This window comes from Streptoverticillium olivoreticuli subsp. olivoreticuli (assembly GCF_003391135.1).
GTDB lineage: Bacteria > Actinomycetota > Actinomycetes > Streptomycetales > Streptomycetaceae > Streptomyces > Streptomyces blastmyceticus.
In genome coordinates this window covers 6,678,587-6,697,032 of sequence record NZ_CP031455.1, presented here as the reverse complement: position 1 = coordinate 6,697,032, position 18,446 = coordinate 6,678,587, and the positions used below count along the sequence as shown (strand labels likewise).

At 72.1% G+C, this 18,446-nt stretch carries 19 protein-coding genes and 5 tRNA genes; 6 read left to right on the top strand and 18 right to left on the bottom strand.

Annotated elements, in window-relative coordinates:
- Positions 1-61: 61 nt before the first annotated feature.
- Complete coding sequence (gene recG / locus DXZ73_RS29800) at positions 62-2,305, bottom strand: ATP-dependent DNA helicase RecG (protein ID WP_116214096.1); 2,244 nt, start codon at positions 2,303-2,305, stop codon at positions 62-64.
- 82 nt (positions 2,306-2,387) lie between these two features.
- Positions 2,388-4,046, bottom strand: a complete 1,659-nt coding sequence (locus DXZ73_RS29795; RefSeq protein ID WP_240351540.1) for a DAK2 domain-containing protein — start codon at positions 4,044-4,046, stop codon at positions 2,388-2,390.
- 379 nt (positions 4,047-4,425) lie between these two features.
- On the opposite strand from DXZ73_RS29795, the gene rpmB reads away from it, so the two are divergent.
- Entirely contained in the window at positions 4,426-4,611 is a 186-nt protein-coding gene (gene rpmB / locus DXZ73_RS29790) for a 50S ribosomal protein L28 (RefSeq protein WP_087926075.1), read from the top strand.
- Positions 4,612-4,757: 146 nt separating this feature from the next.
- Here rpmB and thiD read toward each other — a convergent pair whose 3' ends face one another.
- The gene (gene thiD / locus DXZ73_RS29785; RefSeq protein ID WP_116214095.1) at positions 4,758-5,552 is read right to left on the bottom strand and encodes a bifunctional hydroxymethylpyrimidine kinase/phosphomethylpyrimidine kinase; all 795 of its coding nucleotides are present in this window, start codon (positions 5,550-5,552) and stop codon (positions 4,758-4,760) included.
- Between the two features lie 10 nt (positions 5,553-5,562).
- Positions 5,563-6,534: a thiamine-phosphate kinase gene (locus DXZ73_RS29780; RefSeq protein WP_116214094.1), complete on the bottom strand. Its 972-nt coding sequence runs from the start codon at positions 6,532-6,534 to the stop codon at positions 5,563-5,565.
- Positions 6,535-6,671: 137 nt separating this feature from the next.
- On the opposite strand from DXZ73_RS29780, the gene DXZ73_RS29775 reads away from it, so the two are divergent.
- Together DXZ73_RS29775 and DXZ73_RS29770 are read left to right on the top strand one after the other, a co-directional pair.
- Positions 6,672-6,905 carry an Lrp/AsnC ligand binding domain-containing protein gene (locus DXZ73_RS29775; protein ID WP_116214093.1) on the top strand — a complete coding sequence of 78 codons (234 nt, stop codon included), beginning with the start codon at positions 6,672-6,674 and terminating at the stop codon, positions 6,903-6,905.
- Between the two features lie 20 nt (positions 6,906-6,925).
- A complete protein-coding gene (locus DXZ73_RS29770) occupies positions 6,926-7,432 on the top strand; it encodes a DUF3515 domain-containing protein (RefSeq protein ID WP_116214092.1) in 507 nt (168 codons plus the stop codon).
- Here the strand turns inward: DXZ73_RS29770 and DXZ73_RS29765 are convergent.
- The 3 genes from DXZ73_RS29765 to DXZ73_RS29755 are packed head-to-tail and all read right to left on the bottom strand — an operon-like array spanning position 7,429 to position 10,365.
- Positions 7,429-8,583, bottom strand: a complete 1,155-nt coding sequence (locus tag DXZ73_RS29765; RefSeq protein WP_116214091.1) for a D-alanine--D-alanine ligase family protein — start codon at positions 8,581-8,583, stop codon at positions 7,429-7,431. The two genes, DXZ73_RS29770 and DXZ73_RS29765, sit on opposite strands and share 4 nt — an antisense overlap.
- Before the next feature lie 34 nt (positions 8,584-8,617).
- Positions 8,618-9,619, bottom strand: a complete 1,002-nt coding sequence (locus DXZ73_RS29760) for an NAD(P)H-dependent glycerol-3-phosphate dehydrogenase (protein ID WP_116214090.1) — start codon at positions 9,617-9,619, stop codon at positions 8,618-8,620.
- Positions 9,616-10,365, bottom strand: a complete 750-nt coding sequence (locus DXZ73_RS29755) for a lysophospholipid acyltransferase family protein (protein ID WP_116214089.1) — start codon at positions 10,363-10,365, stop codon at positions 9,616-9,618. The genes DXZ73_RS29760 and DXZ73_RS29755 overlap by 4 nt, the downstream gene beginning before the upstream one ends.
- A 160-nt stretch (positions 10,366-10,525) precedes the next feature.
- Here DXZ73_RS29755 and cofC point away from each other — a divergent pair, with 160 nt between their 5' ends.
- Positions 10,526-11,179 (top strand): 2-phospho-L-lactate guanylyltransferase, encoded by a 654-nt coding sequence (cofC, locus tag DXZ73_RS29750; RefSeq protein WP_116214088.1) that lies wholly within the window; start codon positions 10,526-10,528, stop codon positions 11,177-11,179.
- A gap of 141 nt (positions 11,180-11,320) precedes the next feature.
- Complete coding sequence (locus DXZ73_RS29745; protein WP_116214087.1) at positions 11,321-11,533, top strand: hypothetical protein; 213 nt, start codon at positions 11,321-11,323, stop codon at positions 11,531-11,533.
- Between the two features lie 72 nt (positions 11,534-11,605).
- On the opposite strand, the gene DXZ73_RS29740 is transcribed toward DXZ73_RS29745, so the two are convergent.
- The 4 genes from DXZ73_RS29740 to leuC all read right to left on the bottom strand — a co-directional run bounded on the left by DXZ73_RS29740 (position 11,606) and on the right by leuC (position 14,890).
- The gene (locus DXZ73_RS29740) at positions 11,606-12,316 is read right to left on the bottom strand and encodes an HU family DNA-binding protein (RefSeq protein WP_116214086.1); all 711 of its coding nucleotides are present in this window, start codon (positions 12,314-12,316) and stop codon (positions 11,606-11,608) included.
- A gap of 125 nt (positions 12,317-12,441) precedes the next feature.
- A complete protein-coding gene (locus DXZ73_RS29735; protein ID WP_116214085.1) occupies positions 12,442-12,687 on the bottom strand; it encodes a hypothetical protein in 246 nt (81 codons plus the stop codon).
- A gap of 169 nt (positions 12,688-12,856) precedes the next feature.
- Positions 12,857-13,450 (bottom strand): 3-isopropylmalate dehydratase small subunit, encoded by a 594-nt coding sequence (leuD, locus tag DXZ73_RS29730; RefSeq protein WP_116214084.1) that lies wholly within the window; start codon positions 13,448-13,450, stop codon positions 12,857-12,859.
- Positions 13,451-13,456: 6 nt separating this feature from the next.
- Positions 13,457-14,890 (bottom strand): 3-isopropylmalate dehydratase large subunit, encoded by a 1,434-nt coding sequence (gene leuC / locus DXZ73_RS29725; protein WP_116214083.1) that lies wholly within the window; start codon positions 14,888-14,890, stop codon positions 13,457-13,459.
- A gap of 129 nt (positions 14,891-15,019) precedes the next feature.
- On the opposite strand from leuC, the gene ndgR reads away from it, so the two are divergent.
- Positions 15,020-15,748 (top strand): IclR family transcriptional regulator NdgR, encoded by a 729-nt coding sequence (gene ndgR, locus DXZ73_RS29720; RefSeq protein ID WP_087926089.1) that lies wholly within the window; start codon positions 15,020-15,022, stop codon positions 15,746-15,748.
- Between the two features lie 47 nt (positions 15,749-15,795).
- Here the strand turns inward: ndgR and DXZ73_RS29715 are convergent, their stop codons facing one another.
- From DXZ73_RS29715 to DXZ73_RS29685, 7 genes are all read right to left on the bottom strand, one after another.
- Positions 15,796-16,782 (bottom strand): sensor histidine kinase, encoded by a 987-nt coding sequence (locus DXZ73_RS29715; RefSeq protein ID WP_116214082.1) that lies wholly within the window; start codon positions 16,780-16,782, stop codon positions 15,796-15,798.
- Positions 16,772-17,701 carry an MEDS domain-containing protein gene (locus tag DXZ73_RS29710; RefSeq protein WP_116214081.1) on the bottom strand — a complete coding sequence of 310 codons (930 nt, stop codon included), beginning with the start codon at positions 17,699-17,701 and terminating at the stop codon, positions 16,772-16,774. The genes DXZ73_RS29715 and DXZ73_RS29710 overlap by 11 nt, the downstream gene beginning before the upstream one ends.
- Before the next feature lie 87 nt (positions 17,702-17,788).
- Positions 17,789-17,861: transfer RNA gene (locus tag DXZ73_RS29705), tRNA-Glu, on the bottom strand.
- 35 nt (positions 17,862-17,896) lie between these two features.
- Positions 17,897-17,968: transfer RNA gene (locus tag DXZ73_RS29700), tRNA-Gln, on the bottom strand.
- A gap of 12 nt (positions 17,969-17,980) precedes the next feature.
- Positions 17,981-18,053, bottom strand: a tRNA-Glu gene (locus DXZ73_RS29695).
- Between the two features lie 59 nt (positions 18,054-18,112).
- Positions 18,113-18,185: transfer RNA gene (locus DXZ73_RS29690), tRNA-Glu, on the bottom strand.
- Positions 18,186-18,246: 61 nt separating this feature from the next.
- Positions 18,247-18,318, bottom strand: a tRNA-Gln gene (locus DXZ73_RS29685).
- Between the last annotated feature and the right edge of the window lie 128 nt (positions 18,319-18,446).

Here is an 18,446-nt window from a genome sequence, read left to right as displayed (position 1 = left end):
TCAGCCTAGAACGTGCCGGGTGCGCTTTCCCCCGGCCCGCGGCGCACCCGGGCACCGGGGCTCAGCCCTTGTCCAGATACTGCTCGCGTTCGCGGTCGAGCAGGGCGTCCAGCGCCGTGCGCAGCTCGGGCAGGTGCGCCAGCTCGGGATCCGCCGCGACCACCGCGGCGGCCTCCTCGCGGGCGGCCGCGATGACCTCCTCGTCCTCGATGACCGTGAGCATCCGCAGCGACGACCGGACGCCGGACTGCGCCTGGCCGAGGACGTCGCCCTCGCGGCGCTGCTCCAGGTCGATGCGGGACAGCTCGAAGCCGTCCAGGGTGGCGGCGACCGCCGCCAGCCGGGCGCGCGCCGGACCGGCCTCCGGCATCTCGCTGACCAGCAGGCACAGACCGGGGGCCGAGCCGCGGCCCACGCGGCCGCGCAGCTGGTGGAGCTGGGAGACGCCGAACCGGTCCGCGTCCATGATCACCATGACGGTGGAGTTGGGCACGTTCACGCCGACCTCGATGACGGTCGTGGCGACCAGCACGTCGACCTCCCCGGCGGCGAAGCGGCGCATGACGTCGTCCTTCGCCTCCGGTTGCATCCGGCCGTGCAGCACCTCCACGCGCAGCCCGCGCAGGGGGCCCGCGCCGAGCTGCGTGGCGATGTCGAGGACGGCGAGCGGCGGGCGCTTCTCGGCCAGGTCCTCCGCGGACGGCTCGTCCTCGGCGGACTTCTTGCGGGACTTGGCGGGCCCGGGGCCGTCCCCCTCGTCCGCGATGTCGTCGCCGATGCGCGGGCACACCACGTACGCCTGGTGGCCGCCCTCGACCTCCTCGCGCACCCGCTCCCAGGTGCGGGCCAGGAAGTGCGGCTTGTCCTTGGCGGGCACCACATGGGTGGCGATGGGCGAGCGGCCGGCCGGGAGCTGGTCGAGCACCGAGGTCTCCAGGTCGCCGAAGACGGTCATGGCGACGGTGCGCGGGATCGGGGTCGCGGTCATCACCAGCAGGTGGGGCGGCTGCTTGCCCTTGGAGCGCAGGGCGTCGCGCTGCTCGACGCCGAAGCGGTGCTGCTCGTCCACGACGACCAGGCCGAGGTCGTGGAACTGCACCTTGTCCTCGATCAGGGCGTGGGTGCCGATGACGATGCCCGCCTCGCCGGTGACCAGGTCCAGCAGCGCCTGCCGCCGGGCCGCCATGCCCATGGAGCCGGTCAGGAGCACCACCTTGGTGCCCTGCTCGGCGCCCCCGAGCATGCCCCCTTCGGCGAGCTCGCCCATCATCTCGGTGATGGACCGGTGGTGCTGCTGGGCGAGCACCTCGGTGGGCGCGAGCATGGCGGCCTGCCCGCCCGCGTCGACGACGCCGAGCATGGCCCGCAGGGCGACCATGGTCTTTCCCGAGCCGACCTCGCCCTGGAGGAGGCGGTGCATGGGGTGTTCGGCGGCGAGGTCGGTGAAGATCTCCGCGGAGACCTTGAGCTGGCCGTCGGTGAGGGTGAAGGGGAGCTTCGCGTCGAAGGCGTCGAGGAGGCCGCCCGGCACGGGCTTGCGGGCGACGGCGGGCAGCTGGGAGTCGGCGTGCCGGCGGCGGGCGAGGGCGACCTGGAGGACGAACGCCTCGTCCCACTTCAGCCGGGCCCTGGCGTCCTCGATGTCGGCCTTCGAGCGCGGCCGGTGGACCTTGCGGAAGGCGTCCGCGAGCTCGGCGAGGCTCCGGCCGTCGCGCAGCGCCGGGGGCAGGGGGTCGACGATGTCCTGCCAGCGCTCGGCCTCGAAGAGGTCGAGCAGGGTGTCGACGGCCTTGGTGAGCTTCCAGGACTGGAACTGCTTGCACGCCGGATAGATCGGCAGGAGCCGCCCGGCGAAGGACTCGGCGGCGTCGGCTCCGCTCTCCTTGTCGAGGAGTTCGTAGTCGGGGTGCAGGAGCTGGCGGGTGTGGTGGAAGAGCGAGACCTTGCCCGCGAACATGCCGCGTCGGCCGGGCAGCAGCTCCTTCTCCCGCGCGTAGGCGCCCCGGCCGAAGAAGACGAGGGTCAGCGAGCCGCTGCCGTCGGTGACCACGACCTCCAGGCGGACGCCCTTGCCGTGGTTGAAGGTCTTCATGGCGGCCTTGGCGACCTGGGCGACGACGGTGACGTGCTCGTCGAGCGGCAGGTCGGCGAGCCGGGTGAGCTCGCCGCGCTCGGCGTAGCGGCGCGGGTAGTGGTGCAGCAGGTCGCCGACCGTGTGCAGGTCGAGGTGCTCGGCCATCACCTTCGCGGTGTTGCCGCCGAGGATCTTCTTCAGGGGTTCGTCTAGCGCGGGCACGCGATCCATTGCACACCATGCGACTGACAATCCGCGTTCCCCGCCCGTTCCCCGGCGGGTGCGCGGCGGAAGGGGGGCGGGGCGCCGGCCCTCACTCGACGCCGATGAGCAGCGGTGCGGACTGCTGGCCCCCGCGGTAGACCACGGTGTCGACGGCCAGGTGGCCGTCGCGCACGTGGCGTTCCAGGCGGTCCGCGACGGAGCCGGGGACGCCCGCGCCGAGGACCAGGGTGACCATTTCGCCGCCCGCGGCGAGCATGCGGTCGAGGACGGTCTCGGCGGTGGCGGCGAGCTCCGTGCCGATGACGGCGACGTCGCCGTCGATGAGGCCGAGCACGTCCCCGGCCTGGCAGACGCCCGCCATCGTCCAGGACTGCCGTTCGGCGACGGCCAGTTCGGCGTAGCGGGTGGCGCCCGCGGCGGCGGTCATGGCGACGACGTCCTCGTCGAAGCGGCGGCCCGGCTCGTGGACGGCGAGCGCGGCGATGCCCTGGACCGCGGAGCGGGTCGGGACGAGGGCGACGCGTACGCCTTCGGCGCGGGCCTGTTCGGCGGCCGCCGCCGCGGTGTGCCGCAGTTCGGGGTCGTTGGGCAGGAGCACCACCTCGCGCGCGTGCGCGCGCCGGATGGCCGCGACCAGCTCGCCGCTGGCGGGCGGTTCGCCCGGCCCGGCGGGCACGACGGTGGCCCCGGCCTCCGCGCACAGGCCGGCCAGCCCCTCGCCGGGCACGACGGTGACCACGGCCCGCTGCGCGGGCTCGCGCGTCCGGGCCGCGGGCTCGCCGGCGGATCCGAAGTGGGTGATGCGGACGCGGTGCGGGCGCCCCGCGTCGATGCCGGCCTCGACGGCCGCCCCGGCGTCGTCCACGTGCACGTGGACGTTCCACAGGCCGTCGCCGCCGACGACGACGAGCGAGTCGCCGAGCGCGTCGAGCCGGGTCCGCAGGCGGGCCACCGCGGTGTCGTCGGCCTCCAGGAGGTAGATCACCTCGAAGGCGGGCGCGGTGCGGCCGCCGGTCTCCGGGGGGCAGCCGGCCTGCGGGCGCGGCTCGACGCCCTCGGTCCCCTGCCGCGCGGCCCGGTGTCTCCGCTCCCGCGCGGCCTCGGGTGCCGCCGTCTCCCCGGACAGCGCGCGGGACAGCGCGCCCAGGACCTCCACCAGGCCGAGGCCGCCCGCGTCGACGACGCCCGCCCTGCCGAGCACGTCCAGCTGGCCGGGGGTGAGCGCGAGGGCGGTGCGGGCCGCCTCGTCCGCGGCGCGGGCCACTTCCGGGGCACCGCCGGGCGCGTCCGACGCCGCCTTCGCCGCGGCCGTGGCGACCGTGAGCACCGTGCCCTCGACGGGCCGGGCCACTCCCTCGTACGCGGACTCCACGGCCCGCCGCAGCGCCCTGCGCAGCAGTTCCCCGCCGTCGGGGCCGCCGGGCCGCTCCTGGGCCGCCAGGACCTCCGCCATGCCGCGCAGGAGCTGGGCCAGGATCGTGCCGGAGTTGCCGCGCGCGCCTATGAGGGCGCCGTGGGCCATGGCCCGTACGGCGTCGGGGAGGCCGGGGAGGGGGGCCGGGGAGGCGGGGCCCGCCGTGGCGTGGCCGTCGAAGACCGCCTCGACGGCACGGGCCGCGGACTCGACGGTCAGGTAGAGGTTGGTGCCGGTGTCGCCGTCCGCGACCGGATAGACGTTGATCGCGTCGATCTCCTCGCGAGCCCGCCCGAGCGCGTCGAGGGCCAGAGCGCACCAGGTGCGCACCACAGTGGCGGGATGGGGGCACCCCCGGACGGAGTCTGGGGGAATGTGCGGCACCTCGTGTCCTCCTCGGACTCCTGGGGGCGGTGTGGCAGTGATTCGGCAGCGTAGTCCCGCGGCGGCGGGGGCGGGCAGCCGGTGGGACCGTGTGTCCACAGGGCCCTGACAGGCGGCGGAGCGCCTGGCGGGAGCGGCCCGGACCGTCCGGGGCGGTCATGGTAGTTTCGTTGTACGGGAGCAGCCGATGTATGCTGCTCCGGTTGCCTGATGAAAATCAGGAACATCCCCTGATACTGCCGGTCACTGAGATTTCGGCACGCAGGGATTCACCGTACGTGCCTGTTGTTCCTGCGCAAGTGGGGATGACCCGTCTTTGGAGTAACCCGTGGCTGCCAACTGCGACGTCTGCGGCAAGGGGCCGGGCTTCGGCAACGCTATTTCGCACTCGCACCGCCGTACCCCCCGTCGTTGGAACCCCAACATCCAGCGGGTGCGCGCAGTGATCGGGCGCACGCCGAAGCGGATCAACGCCTGCACCTCGTGCATCAAGGCCGGCAAGGTCTCGCGCTAAGCGAGTGATCTTTCCCGCGCAAGCGGACACCGGTCCACCTTTGGGTGGGCCGGTTTTTCGCATGCCCGGAAGCATGCTCTGAAGCACTCCCGGCGGAAGCATGCAGGGCGGATTCCGGGGCGCCCCTTCGAGCGCCCCGCGTTCCGTCATCCCCTGAAACGCCACCCGTGGTCCACGGGCCCGATCCCGCCGCCCAGCGCGAAGCCCGCGGCGATGGCCCCGGTGACATAGTCCTTGGCCGCCGTGACGGCCTCCGGCACCCCGCTCCCCTTCGCCAGTTCCGCGGCGATGGCGCTGGCGAGGGTGCAGCCGGTGCCGTGCGTGTGGCGGTTGTCGTGGCGGGGGGCGCGCAGCCAGTGCTCCTCGGTGCCGTCGGTCAGGAGGTCGACGGCCTCGGCGCCGTCCAGGTGGCCGCCCTTGACGAGCGCCCACGCCGGCCCGAAGGAGAGCACCGCGTCGGCGGCCCTGCGCATGTCGGCCTCCGTGGTGACCCGTACGCCCGTGAGCCAGGCGACCTCGTCGAGGTTGGGGGTCGCGACGGTCGCCACGGGCAGCAGCTTCGTGCGCAGCGATTCGAGCGCGGAGGCGGCGAGCAGGGGGTCGCCGTGCTTGGAGATGCCCACCGGGTCGACGACCACGGGGGCGGCGAGGCCGGTGAGGAGTTCCGCCACGGTCTCCACGAGTTCGGCCGAGGCGAGCATGCCCGTCTTGACGGCCTGGACACCGATGTCGTCGACGACGCTGCGGAACTGGGCGCGCACCGCGTCGGCGGGCAGCTGCCAGGCGCCCTGCACCCCGCGGGAGTTCTGCGCGGTGACGGCGGTGAGCACGCTCATGCCGTGCACGCCGAGGGCGAGCATCGTCTTGAGGTCGGCCTGGATGCCCGCACCGCCGCCGGAGTCGGATCCGGCGACGGTCAGCACGCGTGGAGGTATCGGCATGCCGCCGAATCTACTCGTCGGGTTCGGCGTCCCCGAAGTGGTCCCAGCCGCCGGCCTTGTCCCAGGGGGCGCCGTCGACGGTGACCTGCGGGAGCGCGGAGGGGCTGACGACCTCGCCGATGACCTTCCAGCGGGCCGGGAGCTTCACGTCCGGCGGGAAGGTGGCCACGATCGCGTGGTCCTCTCCCCCGGTGAGCACCCACTGCAGGGGGTCGACGCCGACGGCCTGCCCGATGTCGGACATCTGGGTGGGGACGTCGATCGCCGCGGTCCGCAGGTCGATGCGGACCTTGCTGGCCTCGGCGATGTGCCCGAGGTCGGCGATGAGACCGTCGCTGACGTCGGTCATCGCCGTGGCGCCGAGCCCGGCGGCGGCGGGGCCCGCGTGGTACGGCGGCTCCGGGCGCCGGTGGGCCTCGACGAAGGCGCGGGGCGAGCGGAAGCCGCGGACGAGCACCGCGAGTCCGGCGGCGGACCAGCCGAGCCAGCCGGTGACCGCGACGACGTCGCCCGGCTGGGCGCCGGAGCGGGTGACCGGCTCGTGGTTGCGCAGGTCGCCCAGGGCCGTGATGGCCACGGTGATGGTGTCGCCGCGCACCACGTCGCCGCCGACCACGGCGGCGCCCGCGACCTGGCACTCGTCGCGGATGCCGTCCATCAGCTCGGTCGGCCAGGTGGCGGGGAGTTCGGCGGGCACGACGAGGCCGAGCAGGACGGCGGTGGGGACCGCGCCCATGGCGGCGATGTCGGCGAGGTTCTGCGCGGCCGCCTTGCGGCCGACGTCGTACGCCGTGGACCAGTCGCGACGGAAGTGCCGCCCTTCCAGGAGCACGTCCGTACTGGCCACGACCCTCCGGTCGGGCGCAGCGACCACCGCGGCGTCGTCACCCGGCCCGAGCCGGACCGCCGGGGTGGTGGTGAGCCGGGAAGTAAGCTCTCTGATGAGCCCGAACTCCCCCAACTCGCCCACGGTGCCTTTCACTGAGCTCCTCCTAGGAGTATCGGTTGTGACATTCGCCGCGCCGCGCAGTCAGCGCGGGTCTCCCCGCGCCGTACGGCGACGCGGTACCGTGGCGTCTCTTCTCCCCACATGATCCTCGTAGCCGCCCTGGAGGTTCCGTGGTACAGGCGTACATCCTGATCCAGACCGAGGTCGGCAAAGCGTCGACCGTGGCCGAAGTCATCGCAAAGATCACGGGGGTGATCCAGGCCGAGGACGTGACCGGTCCGTACGACGTGATCGTCCGCGCCCAGGCCGACACGGTCGACGAGCTCGGCCGGATGGTGGTCGCGAAGGTCCAGCAGGTGGACGGCATCACCCGCACACTGACCTGCCCGGTCGTTCATCTGTAGGTCCCCCGTATGCTCGGCCGGTGAAGTTTTCGCTCCGCCGGTCGCTCGGTCCGCCCGCTGTCGTCGTGCTGTTCGCAGCCGTCGGCTGTTCTTCGGGCAACGACACGGCGGGCCCGGCGGTTCCCACGCCGCCGGCGCGGGCGGTCGGGCCCTGCCGGGCACTGCACAAGGCGCTCCCGGAGTCCGTGGGCGGGATGGAACGGCGCAAGGCCGATCCCGTCTCGGACTTCACCGCTGTCTGGGGCGACCCCGCGATCGCGCTGCGCTGCGGGGTGCTGCGCCCCGAGATCATCCGGGAAGGCTCCAAGACGTACGCGCCCTCCACCGGCTCGGTGGAGGCCGACGGTGTGGAGTGGCTGCCCGAGCTGCAGTCGGACGGCAGCATCCGCTGCACCACCGTGCACCGGGAGGTGTGGGTGGAGGTGACGCTGCCGAAGAAGGTCGCCGGTGACGCCGGCGATCTCGGTGCGCTCACCGATCTCGCCGACGCCGTCAAGAAGACGATCCCCTTCGGTTACGTCGACTAGCGCAGGCCCGTGGACCGGCGCAGCGCCGCCTGGACGAGCGCGTCGATCAGCTCGGGGTAGCTCACGCCGCTCTCCTGCCACATGCGCGGGTACATCGAGATGGGCGTGAAGCCCGGCATGGTGTTGATCTCGTTGATGACGAACTCGCCGTCCTCGGTGAGGAAGAAGTCCGCGCGGACCAGGCCCTCGCAGGAGACGGCGTCGAAGGCCTGCACCGCCAGCTCCTGGACGCGGGCGGTCTGCTCCGGCGTCAGCGGCGCCGGGACGATGCCCGCGGCGGAGTCGATGTACTTCGCCTCGAAGTCGTAGAAGTCGTGGGCGGTGACCGGGGGGATCTCGGCGGGGACGCTCGCGCGCGGCCCGTCCTCGAGCTCCAGCACACCGCACTCGATCTCCCGGCCGCGCAGCAGCGACTCCACGATGATCTTGGGGTCGTGGCGCTGGGCCTCGGCGATGGCGTCGTCGAGACCGGCGAGGTCGTCGACCTTGGTGATGCCCATGGAGGAGCCGGCGCGGGCGGGCTTCACGAAGAGCGGCCAGCCGTGCTCGCCGGCGAAGTCGACGATCTTCTTACGGGCGGCGGCCGGGTCGGCCTGCCACTCGCGGGGGCGGACCACCTCGTACGGACCGACGGGCAGGCCGTAGGAGATGAAGACCCGCTTCATGTACTCCTTGTCCTGGCCGACGGCCGAGGCGAGGACGCCGGCGCCCACATAGGGGATGCCGGAGAGCTCCAGCATGCCCTGGAGGGTGCCGTCCTCGCCGTACGGGCCGTGCAGCACGGGGAAGACGACGTCGATCTCGCCCAGCGCCTTGGGGACGTTGCCCGGCTCGGTGTAGACGACCTCGCGGGAGGCGGGGTCGACCGGCAGCACCACGGTGCCGTCGGGCGACCGGTCGAGCTGGTCGACGTTCGGCAGCGTACGGCCGGCGATGGCCATCCGCTCGGGGTCGTCGGCGGTGAGCGCCCAACGGCCGTCGGTGGTAATGCCGATCGGCAGCACGTCGTACTTCGTACGGTCGATCGCGCCCATGACGGCGCCGGCGGTGACGACGGAGATCGCGTGCTCGGAACTGCGACCGCCGAACACGACCGCGATGCGCGGCTTACGGCTCCGGTCAGGGCTCTGGGTGGTGGTCTCGCTGCTCATATCGCGACGAGACTACCTGGTGGTACGGGGTGAGTCAGTGCCGCTCGGGCTTGGCGCTGCGCGACATCAGCTCCTTGAGGGCCACCAGCGGCGGCTTCCCCTCGTGGACGATCTCCACGACGGTCTCCGTGATCGGCATGTCGACATCGTGCCTGCGTGCCAGATCCAGCACGGACTCACAGGACTTGACGCCCTCGGCGGTCTGGCTGGTGACGGCGATGGTCTCGGCGAGGGTCATGCCGCGGCCGAGGTTGGTGCCGAAGGTGTGGTTGCGGGAGAGCGGCGAGGAGCAGGTGGCCACGAGGTCGCCCATCCCGGCGAGACCGGCGAAGGTGTGCGCGTCGGCGCCCATGGCGAGGCCGAGCCGGGTCGTCTCGGCCAGACCGCGGGTGATGAGCGACGCCTTGGCGTTGTCGCCGAGGCCCATGCCGTCGGCGATGCCCACGGCGAGCGCGATGACGTTCTTGACGGCGCCGCCCAGTTCGCAGCCGACGACGTCGGTGTTGGTGTAGGGGCGGAAGTACGGGGTGTGGCAGGCCGTCTGGAGCCGCTTGGCCACGGCCTCGTCCCGGCAGGCGACGACGGCCGCGGCGGGCTGCCTGGCGGCGATCTCCTTGGCGAGGTTGGGGCCGGTGAGGACGGCGACGCGGTCCGCGGAGACCTTGGCGACCTCCTCGACGACCTCGCTCATCCGCTTGGCGGTGCCCAGTTCGACGCCCTTCATCAGGGAGACGAGGACGGTGTCGGCGGCCAGCAGGGGCGCCCACTCGGTGAGGTTGCCGCGCAGGGTCTGCGAGGGCACGGCGAGGACGGTGAAGTCCGCGCCGGCGGCTGCCTCGGCGGGGTCGGTGGTGGCCCGCACGGCGGCGGGGAGCTCGGTGCCCGGGAGGTAGTCGGGGTTGGTGCGGGTGGTGTTGATCTCGGCCACCAGGGACTCCCGGCGGCCCCACATCATCACCTCGCAGCCCGCGTCGGCGAGGATCATCGCGAAGGCGGTGCCCCAGGATCCGGTGCCGAAGACGGCGCAGCGCGTCACTTGGTGTCCTCCTGGGCCTTGCGGCGGTTCGCGGCAAGGGCCTTGCGGTGGTTGTACGGCTCGGCGGGGGCGCTTTCGCCGCGGAGTTCGGCGAGGAGGGCCGTGATGGCGGCCATGATCTCCTCGGTGGCGCCGCGCAGCACCTCGGCGGTGGGCTCCTTGCCGTAGTACGCGGAGAGGTCGACGGGCGGGCCCGCGAGGACCTTGAGCGTCTTGCGGGGGAAGAGCCGGAGCTTCTTCTCCTTGGCGTACGGCGGCATGGCCTCGTTGGCGCCCCACTGGGCGACCGGGATGACGGGCGCCTGCGTGAGCAGCGCCACACGGGCGGCGCCGGTCTTGCCCTCCATCGGCCACATGTCGGGGTCGCGGGTGAGGGTGCCCTCGGGGTAGAAGGCCACGCACTCGCCCCTGTTGATGGCGTCGACGGCGGACCGGAAAGCGGTGGCGGCGTCGGTGGTCTCGCGGTAGACCGGGATCTGCCCGGTGCCGCGCAGCACCGCGCCGACGAAGCTGCCCTTGAACAGGGCCGCCTTGGCCAGGAAGCGGGGGACGCGGCCGGTGTTGTACTGGAAGTGCGCGTAGGAGAGCGGGTCGAGATACGAGTTGTGGTTGACCGCGGTGATAAACCCGCCGTCCGCCGGAATGTGCTCCATTCCGCGCCAGTCCCGCTTGAACAGAACCACGAGCGGCGGTTTCGCCAACACCGCCGTAAAGCGGTACCAGAAGCCGATTCTGTGGCGGGACACTCGGACACCCTTCTCTCGGGACCTGGGGGCTGTATGAACCCGGGGGCCGCACAAGTGTCGCCCCAGGTACCCGGTCTGTCGAGAACACCGTAACCCCGCGCCCCGCGGGCGACTGCGGCAGCGGGTGACAATGAGGCTGATGCGAAGAGAGGGGGCGGATGTGGTCTGGACCCTGGTGGTGCCGCTGAAGCCGCTGTCCCAGGCCAAGAGCCGTCTCGCAGGGGGCACCGGGCACGCTCCGCGGCCCGCCCTCGCGCTGGCGTTCGCCCTGGACACGGTGGCGGCCGCGCTGGCCTGTCCGGCGGTGGGGGGTGTGGTGGTCGTCACGGACGATCCGCTGGCCGGTGCGGAGCTGGGGGCGCTCGGGGCCCGGGTGCTGCCGGAGCCGACGGGGCCGGGCGGGCTGAACGGCGCGCTGGCGCACGGTGCGCGGACCGTGCGGGCGCAGTGCCCGCGGTCCGCCGTGGCGACGCTCAACGCGGATCTGCCGGCACTGCGGCCGGTGGAACTCGGGCGGGTGCTCGATTCGGCCGGGGAATTCCCGCGGGCTTTTCTCGCGGACGCGGCGGGAATCGGGACGACACTTCTCGCGGCGGCTCCCGGAATGGAATTGGCTCCGGCGTTCGAGGGGCGTTCGCGCGCCCGCCACCGGGCCTCGGGGGCCCATGAGATCGAACTCACGGGTGTCGATTCCGTGCGCCAGGACGTGGACACGGAGTCCGATTTGCGGGCGGCGCTGGATCTCGGGCTGGGCCCGCGTACGGCCGCCGCGGCGGCGGATCTGCTGACGCGCGGGCCGGGACGGACCGACTAGGCGGAGCCGGGCGGGGTTTTCCGGGCCGATGGGGGGACATCCCCGAGGGCTCCGGACTGAGTCCGCGTCCAGGGGTCGCGGAGACCCCCGTCGCGGGTGGGGGAAATCCGCCGGGCCCGCCGCAGGCCGTAGGCTCGACCCATGCAGGCCACCGCGTACACCTACGACCCTCAGACCCGTTCCGGCAGCGTGCTGCTGGACGACGGCACGCCCGTGCCCTTCGGCACGGCGGCGTTCGACGCCGGCGGCCTGCGGCTGCTGCGCCCCGGTCAGCGCGTGCGCATCGAGCGCGCGGAGGGGCAGCGGGGCGAGGGCCCCGGGGCCATCACGCTGGTGACGCTGCAGACGTTCTGACAGGCCTCTCGCAACACCGCGGGCCGGGCTCCCCGAAGGGAGCCCGGCCCGGTGCGTGACGCCTTCGCTGCCTTACTTCTTGGCGGCGGCCTTCTTGGCGGTGGTCTTGCGCGCCGTCGTCTTGCGCGTCGCAGCCTTGGTCGCCGTGGCCTTCTTGGCGGGCGCGGTCTTCTTGGCGGCCGCCTTCTTGGTCGTGGCGGTGGCCTTCTTCGCCGTCGTGGTGGTCTTCTTGGCGGCGGTCTTGGTGGCCGTGGCCGCCTTCTTGGCCGGGGCGGCCTTCTTCGCCGTGGTCTTCTTCGCGACGGCCTTGGTGGCGGTGGCCGTCGTCTTCTTGGCGGTGGTCTTCTTCGCCGTGGCCTTCTTCGCGGTGGCGGCCGTGGTGGCCTTCTTCGCGGTGACCTTCTTGGCGGTGGCCTTCTTGGCCGCGGCCTTGGCCGTCACCTTGGTGCCGCCCGAAAGGCTGCCCTTGGGCGCCTTCTTCACGGCGACGTCGTTCTTCGGCAGCTTCTTCGAGCCGCTCACCAGGTCCTTGAAGCCCTGGCCCGCGCGGAAGCGCGGCACGGAGGTCTTCTTGACCCGCACGCGCTCACCCGTCTGCGGGTTGCGGGCGTAACGGGCCGGGCGGTCGACCTTCTCGAACGAGCCGAAGCCGGTGACCGAGACCCGGTCCCCTGCGACAACTGCACGGACGATCGCGTCGAGTACCGCGTCGACCGCGTCTGCGGCCTGCTGACGGCCACCGAGCTTGTCGGCAATCGCTTCAACGAGCTGCGCCTTGTTCACGTCTTCCCCTTCGGAGACATTGCTGGAACGAATGCGTTCCAGCCTTTTCGCACGTTAGGCAGATATATACCGCAAATCAAACACGAAACGGTCTAATCACCCTTGTGCCGCAACGAACTCGACCATCACGGAGTTCCGTCACGGTCGGGCTCTTCGGGGAAACGGCCCTCGTCGAGGTCGTTCATCAGCCGGTCCAGACGCTTTGCCGCGCCTGAGAGATCGTGCTTTGCCGCAGCCGTGATGGCCAGCAGCTTCCGGGACAGCGCCATCCGTACGCCCTCCGGGACTTGCAGTGTGCGCACCCTGGTGTGCGCTTGCTTGAGTTGGTCGGCGACGAGCCGGTAAAGCTCGAGTTGGCTGTCGCGTTCCATGCACCGATTGTGCCATCTGAGGCGAGTTGTCGCTTCACAGGGCCTCAACAATGCGATGCGCCCCCTGTCCGAAGACAGGGGGCGCATCATGTCAAACCCTGGGTGAGCAGCGAAAATCCGGGTCCCCGCAAGCGTGTCGGCCGACCGCCGGACGGGCCTGAAATCCGTGTCAGAACTGGGCCGTGGACGGCTTGTACGAAGGCCTCCGGGCCTCGAAGGCGGCGATGTCGGCCTCGTGCCGGAGGGTCAGGTCGATGTCGTCCAGTCCCTCCAGAAGACGCCGGCGCGCGTTCTCGTCAAGCTCAAAATCAGCCGTGATTCCCTCGGCCCGGACCTGTCGTCCGACGAGGTCGACCGTCACCTCGGCGGTGGGGTCGGATTCGGTCAGCCGCCAGAGCGCGTCGACGGTCTCCTGCGGCAGGACGACGGTCAGCAGTCCGTTCTTCAGCGAGTTCCCGCGGAAGATGTCGGCGAAGCGGGACGAGACGACGGCCTTGAAGCCGTAGTTCTGGAGCGCCCAGACGGCGTGCTCGCGGGAGGAGCCGGTGCCGAAGTCGGGGCCCGCGACCAGGACGGTGGCGCCCCGGCGCTCCGGGCGGTTCAGCACGAACTCCGGGTCCTTGCGCCATGCCTCGAAGAGCCCGTCCTCGAAGCCGTCGCGGGTGACCTTCTTGAGCCAGTGCGCCGGGATGATCTGGTCGGTGTCGACGTTGCCGCGGCGCAGCGGTACGGCCCGGCCGGTGTGCGTGGTGAAGGCTTCCATGTCTCCTCAGACCCCTACGGCAGTACGTACGTCGGACGCGTCGGCCAGGTCGGCCGGGGAGGCCAGCCGGCCCAGGACGGCGGTGGCGGCGGCGACCTGGGGCGACACCAGGTGGGTGCGGCCGCCCTTGCCCTGCCTGCCCTCGAAGTTGCGGTTGGAGGTCGACGCGGACCTCTCGCCGGGCGCGAGTTGGTCGGGGTTCATGCCCAGGCACATGGAGCAACCCGCGTGCCGCCATTCGGCCCCGGCGGCGGTGAACACCTTGTCCAGCCCCTCCGCGACGGCCTCGAGGGAGACGCGTACGGACCCGGGGACGACCAGCATCCGGATGCCGTCGGCGACCTGCCGGCCCTCCAGGACGGCCGCGGCGGCGCGCAGGTCCTCGATGCGGCCGTTGGTGCACGAGCCCACGAAGACGGTGTCCACACGGATGTCGCGCAGCTTCTGACCCGCCGTCAACCCCATGTATTCCAGGGCGTTTTCGGCGGCGAGCCGGTCCGAGGGGTCGGCGTAGGAGGCCGGGTCGGGAACGCTCGCCGACAGGGGTGCGCCCTGGCCGGGGTTGGTACCCCAGGTGACGAACGGCGAGAGCCCGGTGGCGTCGATGACCACCTCGTGGTCGAAGACGGCGTCGTCGTCGGTGCGCAGGGTGCGCCAGTGGGCGACGGCGGCGTCCCAGTCGGCGCCCCGGGGTGCGTGGGGGCGGCCTTCGAGGTAGGCGAAGGTGGTGTCGTCGGGAGCGATCATCCCGGCGCGGGCGCCCGCCTCGATGGACATGTTGCAGACGGTCATCCGCGCTTCCATCGAGAGCTTCTCGATGGCCGGGCCGCGGTACTCGATGACGTAGCCCTGGCCGCCGCCGGTGCCGATGCGGGCGATGACCGCCAGGATCAGGTCCTTGGCCGTGACGCCCTCGGGCAGTTCGCCCTCGACGGTGACGGCCATGGTGCGGAACGGGGCCAGCGGCAGGGTCTGGGTGGCGAGGACGTGCTCGACCTGGCTGGTGCCGATGCCGAACGCCAGCGCGCCGAAGGCGCCGTGGGTGGAGGTGTGGCTGTCGCCGCAGACGACGGTGGTGCCGGGCTGGGTCAGTCCCAGCTGCGGTCCCACCACGTGGACCACACCCTGCTCGACGTCGCCCAGCGGGTGCAGCCGCACCCCGAAGTCGGCGCAGTTCTTGCGCAGGGTCTCCAGCTGGGTGCGGGAGACGGGGTCCGCGATCGGCTTGTCGATGTCGAGGGTGGGGGTGTTGTGGTCCTCGGTCGCGATGGTGAGGTCGAGCCGGCGGACCGGGCGGCCCGCCTTGCGCAGCCCGTCGAAGGCCTGCGGACTGGTCACCTCGTGGAGCAGGTGCAGGTCGATGAAGAGGAGGTCGGGCTCGCCCTCGGCGCGCGTGACGACGTGGTCGTCCCAGACCTTCTCCGCGAGTGTCCGTCCCATCGCTGTCCCTCCGGCCGGCGTCGCCGCCGGTCCCATTCGTGTCGCTCGTGGGTTGCTGTCCCTCCAGGTTGGCGGGTCCGCCGGAAAATTGAACTTGCGTTTCACAGTGTGAGACGGGAGTATCGTTTCATGGACAACTCTGGTGGCGCCTCGAGCGGTGTGGGCGTTCTCGACAAGGCGGCTCTGGTTCTGAGCGCTCTGGAGTCCGGTCCGGCGACGCTGGCCGGACTGGTCACGGCGACCGGGCTGGCGCGCCCGACGGCGCACCGGCTCGCGGTCGCGCTGGAGCACCACCGCATGGTGGCGCGGGACATGCAGGGCCGCTTCATCCTCGGCCCGCGGCTGAGCGAGCTGGCGGCCGCGGCCGGCGAGGACCGGCTGCTGGCCACGGCCGGGCCGGTGCTCACGCACCTGCGGGACGTGACGGGCGAGAGCGCGCAGCTCTACCGGCGGCAGGGCGACATGCGCATCTGTGTGGCGGCCGCGGAGCGGCTGTCCGGCCTGCGGGACACCGTGCCGGTCGGCTCGACGCTGCCGATGAAGGCCGGTTCCGCGGCGCAGGTGCTGATGGCCTGGGAGGAGCCCGAGCGGCTGCACCGCGGCCTCCAGGGCGCCCGCTTCACGGCGACGGCGCTCTCGGGCGTGCGGCGCCGCGGCTGGGCCCAGTCGATCGGCGAGCGGGAGCCGGGCGTCGCCTCGGTCTCCGCTCCCGTGCGGGGCCCGTCCAACCGCGTGGTCGCCGCCGTCTCGGTCTCCGGACCGATCGAGCGCCTCACCCGCCACCCGGGCCGGATGCACGCCCAGGCGGTCATCGACGCGGCCGTGCGCCTGAGCGAGGCCCTGCGCCGCAACGGCTGACCCTTCGGTTCGAAAAAGCCCTGTGAGGGCGGGCGCGACGCCCGCCCTCACAGGGCTTCCGCGTCTCCCGGGCCGGCGACGCGCAGGGTGATCCGGGTCCCGTCGTCCCGGGAGCGCACGTCCAGGGACTCGCTGAGGCGGCGGGCGAGCCAGAGGCCGTCCTCCCCGCCCCGGGCGGCCCCGGGCGGCGCGTAGCCCGCGAGCGCGGGCACGGGGGCGCCGAGCGGCCCGGGACGCCACAGGTCGTACACCAGGGCCCCCGGCTCCTCCCAGGCGCTCAGCGTGACGTGCGCGCCGTCGGCGGTCAGCAGGTGGTCCGCGGCCTCGTGGACGGCGAGCACCGCCAGGGCGAGCCGCTCGCCGGTGAGGCCCGCGGCGGCCCCCCGGGCGCGGGCGAAGCGGCGTACGGCGGGGAGGTCGGCCGTCGGAGGGGCCAGGGCGGCCGAGGGCGGCGGCGGGAGGTCGGGCGGCGGCACCGACGCCGTGTAGTGCGCGGGGTCGCGATAGGCGGCGCACGGTGTCACGCGCTCGCCGTCCAGCCGCGCCGGATGGGTCGCGCAGGCCGCCTCGGCCACGTCGGGCGGCACGGTCCGGGTGTCGTACGGGCAGATCATCCACAGCGGAAGTCCGGCCAGCAGCAGGTTCAGGCCGGACTCCATCCGCTTCCACTCGGCGGTCTGGCGGGCGGATCTGCCGCTCCACACCGGCTCGGCGATCATCCGCAGCCGACCGCCGGGCCGGGCCCGGCGGTCGTGGTAGCGCAGGAAGGCGGAGACCCGCTCGACGGGTCTGCGGCCGAAGTACGCGGTCTCGGCGGTGTCCAGGGCGTGCGCGTCGTCCCCGAGGGCGGCGCGCAGGAGTTCGATGTTGGCGGGGGTCGTCGCCGCCAGTACCGGCTCCCCCGCGGCCAGCCCGGCGTGGACGAAGGGCACCGCCATGGCGAGGAACTCCTCGTCGCTCCCGTACAGGCAGGCGTGATGGACGAACCCCCGGGCGGTTCCGGGCCCGTCGGGGCCCGCGTGCTCAGCAGGCATGGGCGGCCCCCAGCCGGAGGCCCGGTGTCCGGTCCCAGCCGATCAGGGTGATGACATGCAGCAGATGGGGCGGCACCCCGGCCAGTTCGACGGTGCAGTGGCGGGCGGCACGGGCCCTGGCGAAGGTCATCAGCAGCCGCAGCCCGGCGAGGTCGAGGAATTCCACCCGGGACATCTCCAGCCGGACGTCGCCCCGGACGGAGGCGACGGACTGGAGGGCGTCGCGCAGGTGCCGGTGCGAGGCGGTGTCGACCACCCCTTCTATCCGCAGGCCCGGTGGGTCGAAGGTGCGGACGACGACGAGTTCGGCGGTACGGATGAGGGGATCCACTTCGACGCTCCTGGGATGAGCCGATGCGAAGGCGTCCAGGGCGGCGGGGTCGCAGCGGCGGGTGTCGCACTGGCAGACCGCCAGTGCCTCGCCGGAGCCGAACTCCGCGGCCAGCAGGGCCTCGTAGCGCAGCAGCCGGGAGACGTCCCGGCCGTCGCACAGAGCGGTGCACAGATCCCCCGTGATGCGCAGCGCGCGGTAGCCCTCGCTGCGGGACCGGTCGACGGCCGCCCGCAGCGAGCCGAGTAACGCGGCCGGGTCCAACTCGCCCTGCCGCGGGGAGAGCTCGGCCGGTCCGAGCACCTCCAGCTGCCCGGCGGGCACCTCCGGCGGCCCGGTGAACCGGCACTGCTCCAGCAGTTCTCCCGGTCCCCGTGGGCCGTCCGCGCCCGCGAGGTAGAGGATCTTGTGCTTCGCGTCCAGCCCCCCGAGCAGGAAGCCCCGCAGGATCGACGCCCGTTCCTCGTCCGACGCGTAGAGCGCACAGGCGTGGTCGCCGGGACGGAGGTCACCGACGTGAACCGTGCCGGCCGTGCCGCCGGTGCCGCTCGTGCCGCCCCGGTGTCGCGCGCCGTCGGTATGGGCCATGCGTGGATTATCGGCCCCGGTCCGTGCCTGCGGAAGCCCGCACGAAAAAATGCCCCCCGCTTATGCGGGAGGCATCTTTCCTTTTTGTACCCCCGACCGGATTCGAACCGGCGCTACCGCCTTGAGAGGGCGGCGTGCTAGGCCGCTACACAACGGGGGCCTGCTTTGCTGTTTGCAGAGCTATCGCTCTCTGCGCTGGGCTACCAGGACTCGAACCTAGACTAAGGGAACCAGAAACCCTCGTGCTGCCAATTACACCATAGCCCATGGTGTTACAAGTACCCCCGACCGGATTCGAACCGGCGCTACCGCCTTGAGAGGGCGGCGTGCTAGGCCGCTACACAACGGGGGCCCTAGCGATCCATTCCTCGCCTCCGGGAAATCTCCGGATGGTGATGAATTCAGGATCTGTACCCCCGACCGGATTCGAACCGGCGCTACCGCCTTGAGAGGGCGGCGTGCTAGGCCGCTACACAACGGGGGCTCGCACTGCGCTTTACTGCGTTTCCTACTTTATCAAAAGAAATCCGAGTGAATTTCTTTTGCTGGGGTACCAGGACTCGAACCTAGACTAAGGGAACCAGAAACCCTCGTGCTGCCAATTACACCATACCCCACCAGAACTCGACCTCCCTGAAGGGGTCTTGCTCGGGCTTGCTCCGTCCGTTCCGGCCTCTCGGCCCTCTCGGGCGGCGCAGGAAGAACATTACCCGAAGGTGGAGGGTGCTCCAAAACCGATAAGCCC

Bases quoted from the DNA above. Each gene is read 5' to 3' on its own strand.
- recG (WP_116214096.1), bottom strand. From the start codon at position 2,305: ATGGATCGCGTGCCCGCGCTAGACGAACCCCTGAAGAAGATCCTCGGC.
- DXZ73_RS29710 (WP_116214081.1), bottom strand. From the start codon at position 17,701: ATGGCCCATACCGACGGCGCGCGACACCGGGGCGGCACGAGCGGCACC.
- DXZ73_RS29735 (WP_116214085.1), bottom strand. From the start codon at position 12,687: ATGGAACGCGACAGCCAACTCGAGCTTTACCGGCTCGTCGCCGACCAA.
- DXZ73_RS29715 (WP_116214082.1), bottom strand. From the start codon at position 16,782: ATGCCTGCTGAGCACGCGGGCCCCGACGGGCCCGGAACCGCCCGGGGG.
- ndgR (WP_087926089.1), top strand. From the start codon at position 15,020: ATGGACAACTCTGGTGGCGCCTCGAGCGGTGTGGGCGTTCTCGACAAG.
- leuD (WP_116214084.1), bottom strand. From the start codon at position 13,450: ATGGAAGCCTTCACCACGCACACCGGCCGGGCCGTACCGCTGCGCCGC.
- thiD (WP_116214095.1), bottom strand. From the start codon at position 5,552: ATGCCGATACCTCCACGCGTGCTGACCGTCGCCGGATCCGACTCCGGC.
- DXZ73_RS29745 (WP_116214087.1), top strand. From the start codon at position 11,321: ATGCAGGCCACCGCGTACACCTACGACCCTCAGACCCGTTCCGGCAGC.
- DXZ73_RS29765 (WP_116214091.1), bottom strand. From the start codon at position 8,583: ATGAGCAGCGAGACCACCACCCAGAGCCCTGACCGGAGCCGTAAGCCG.
- leuC (WP_116214083.1), bottom strand. From the start codon at position 14,890: ATGGGACGGACACTCGCGGAGAAGGTCTGGGACGACCACGTCGTCACG.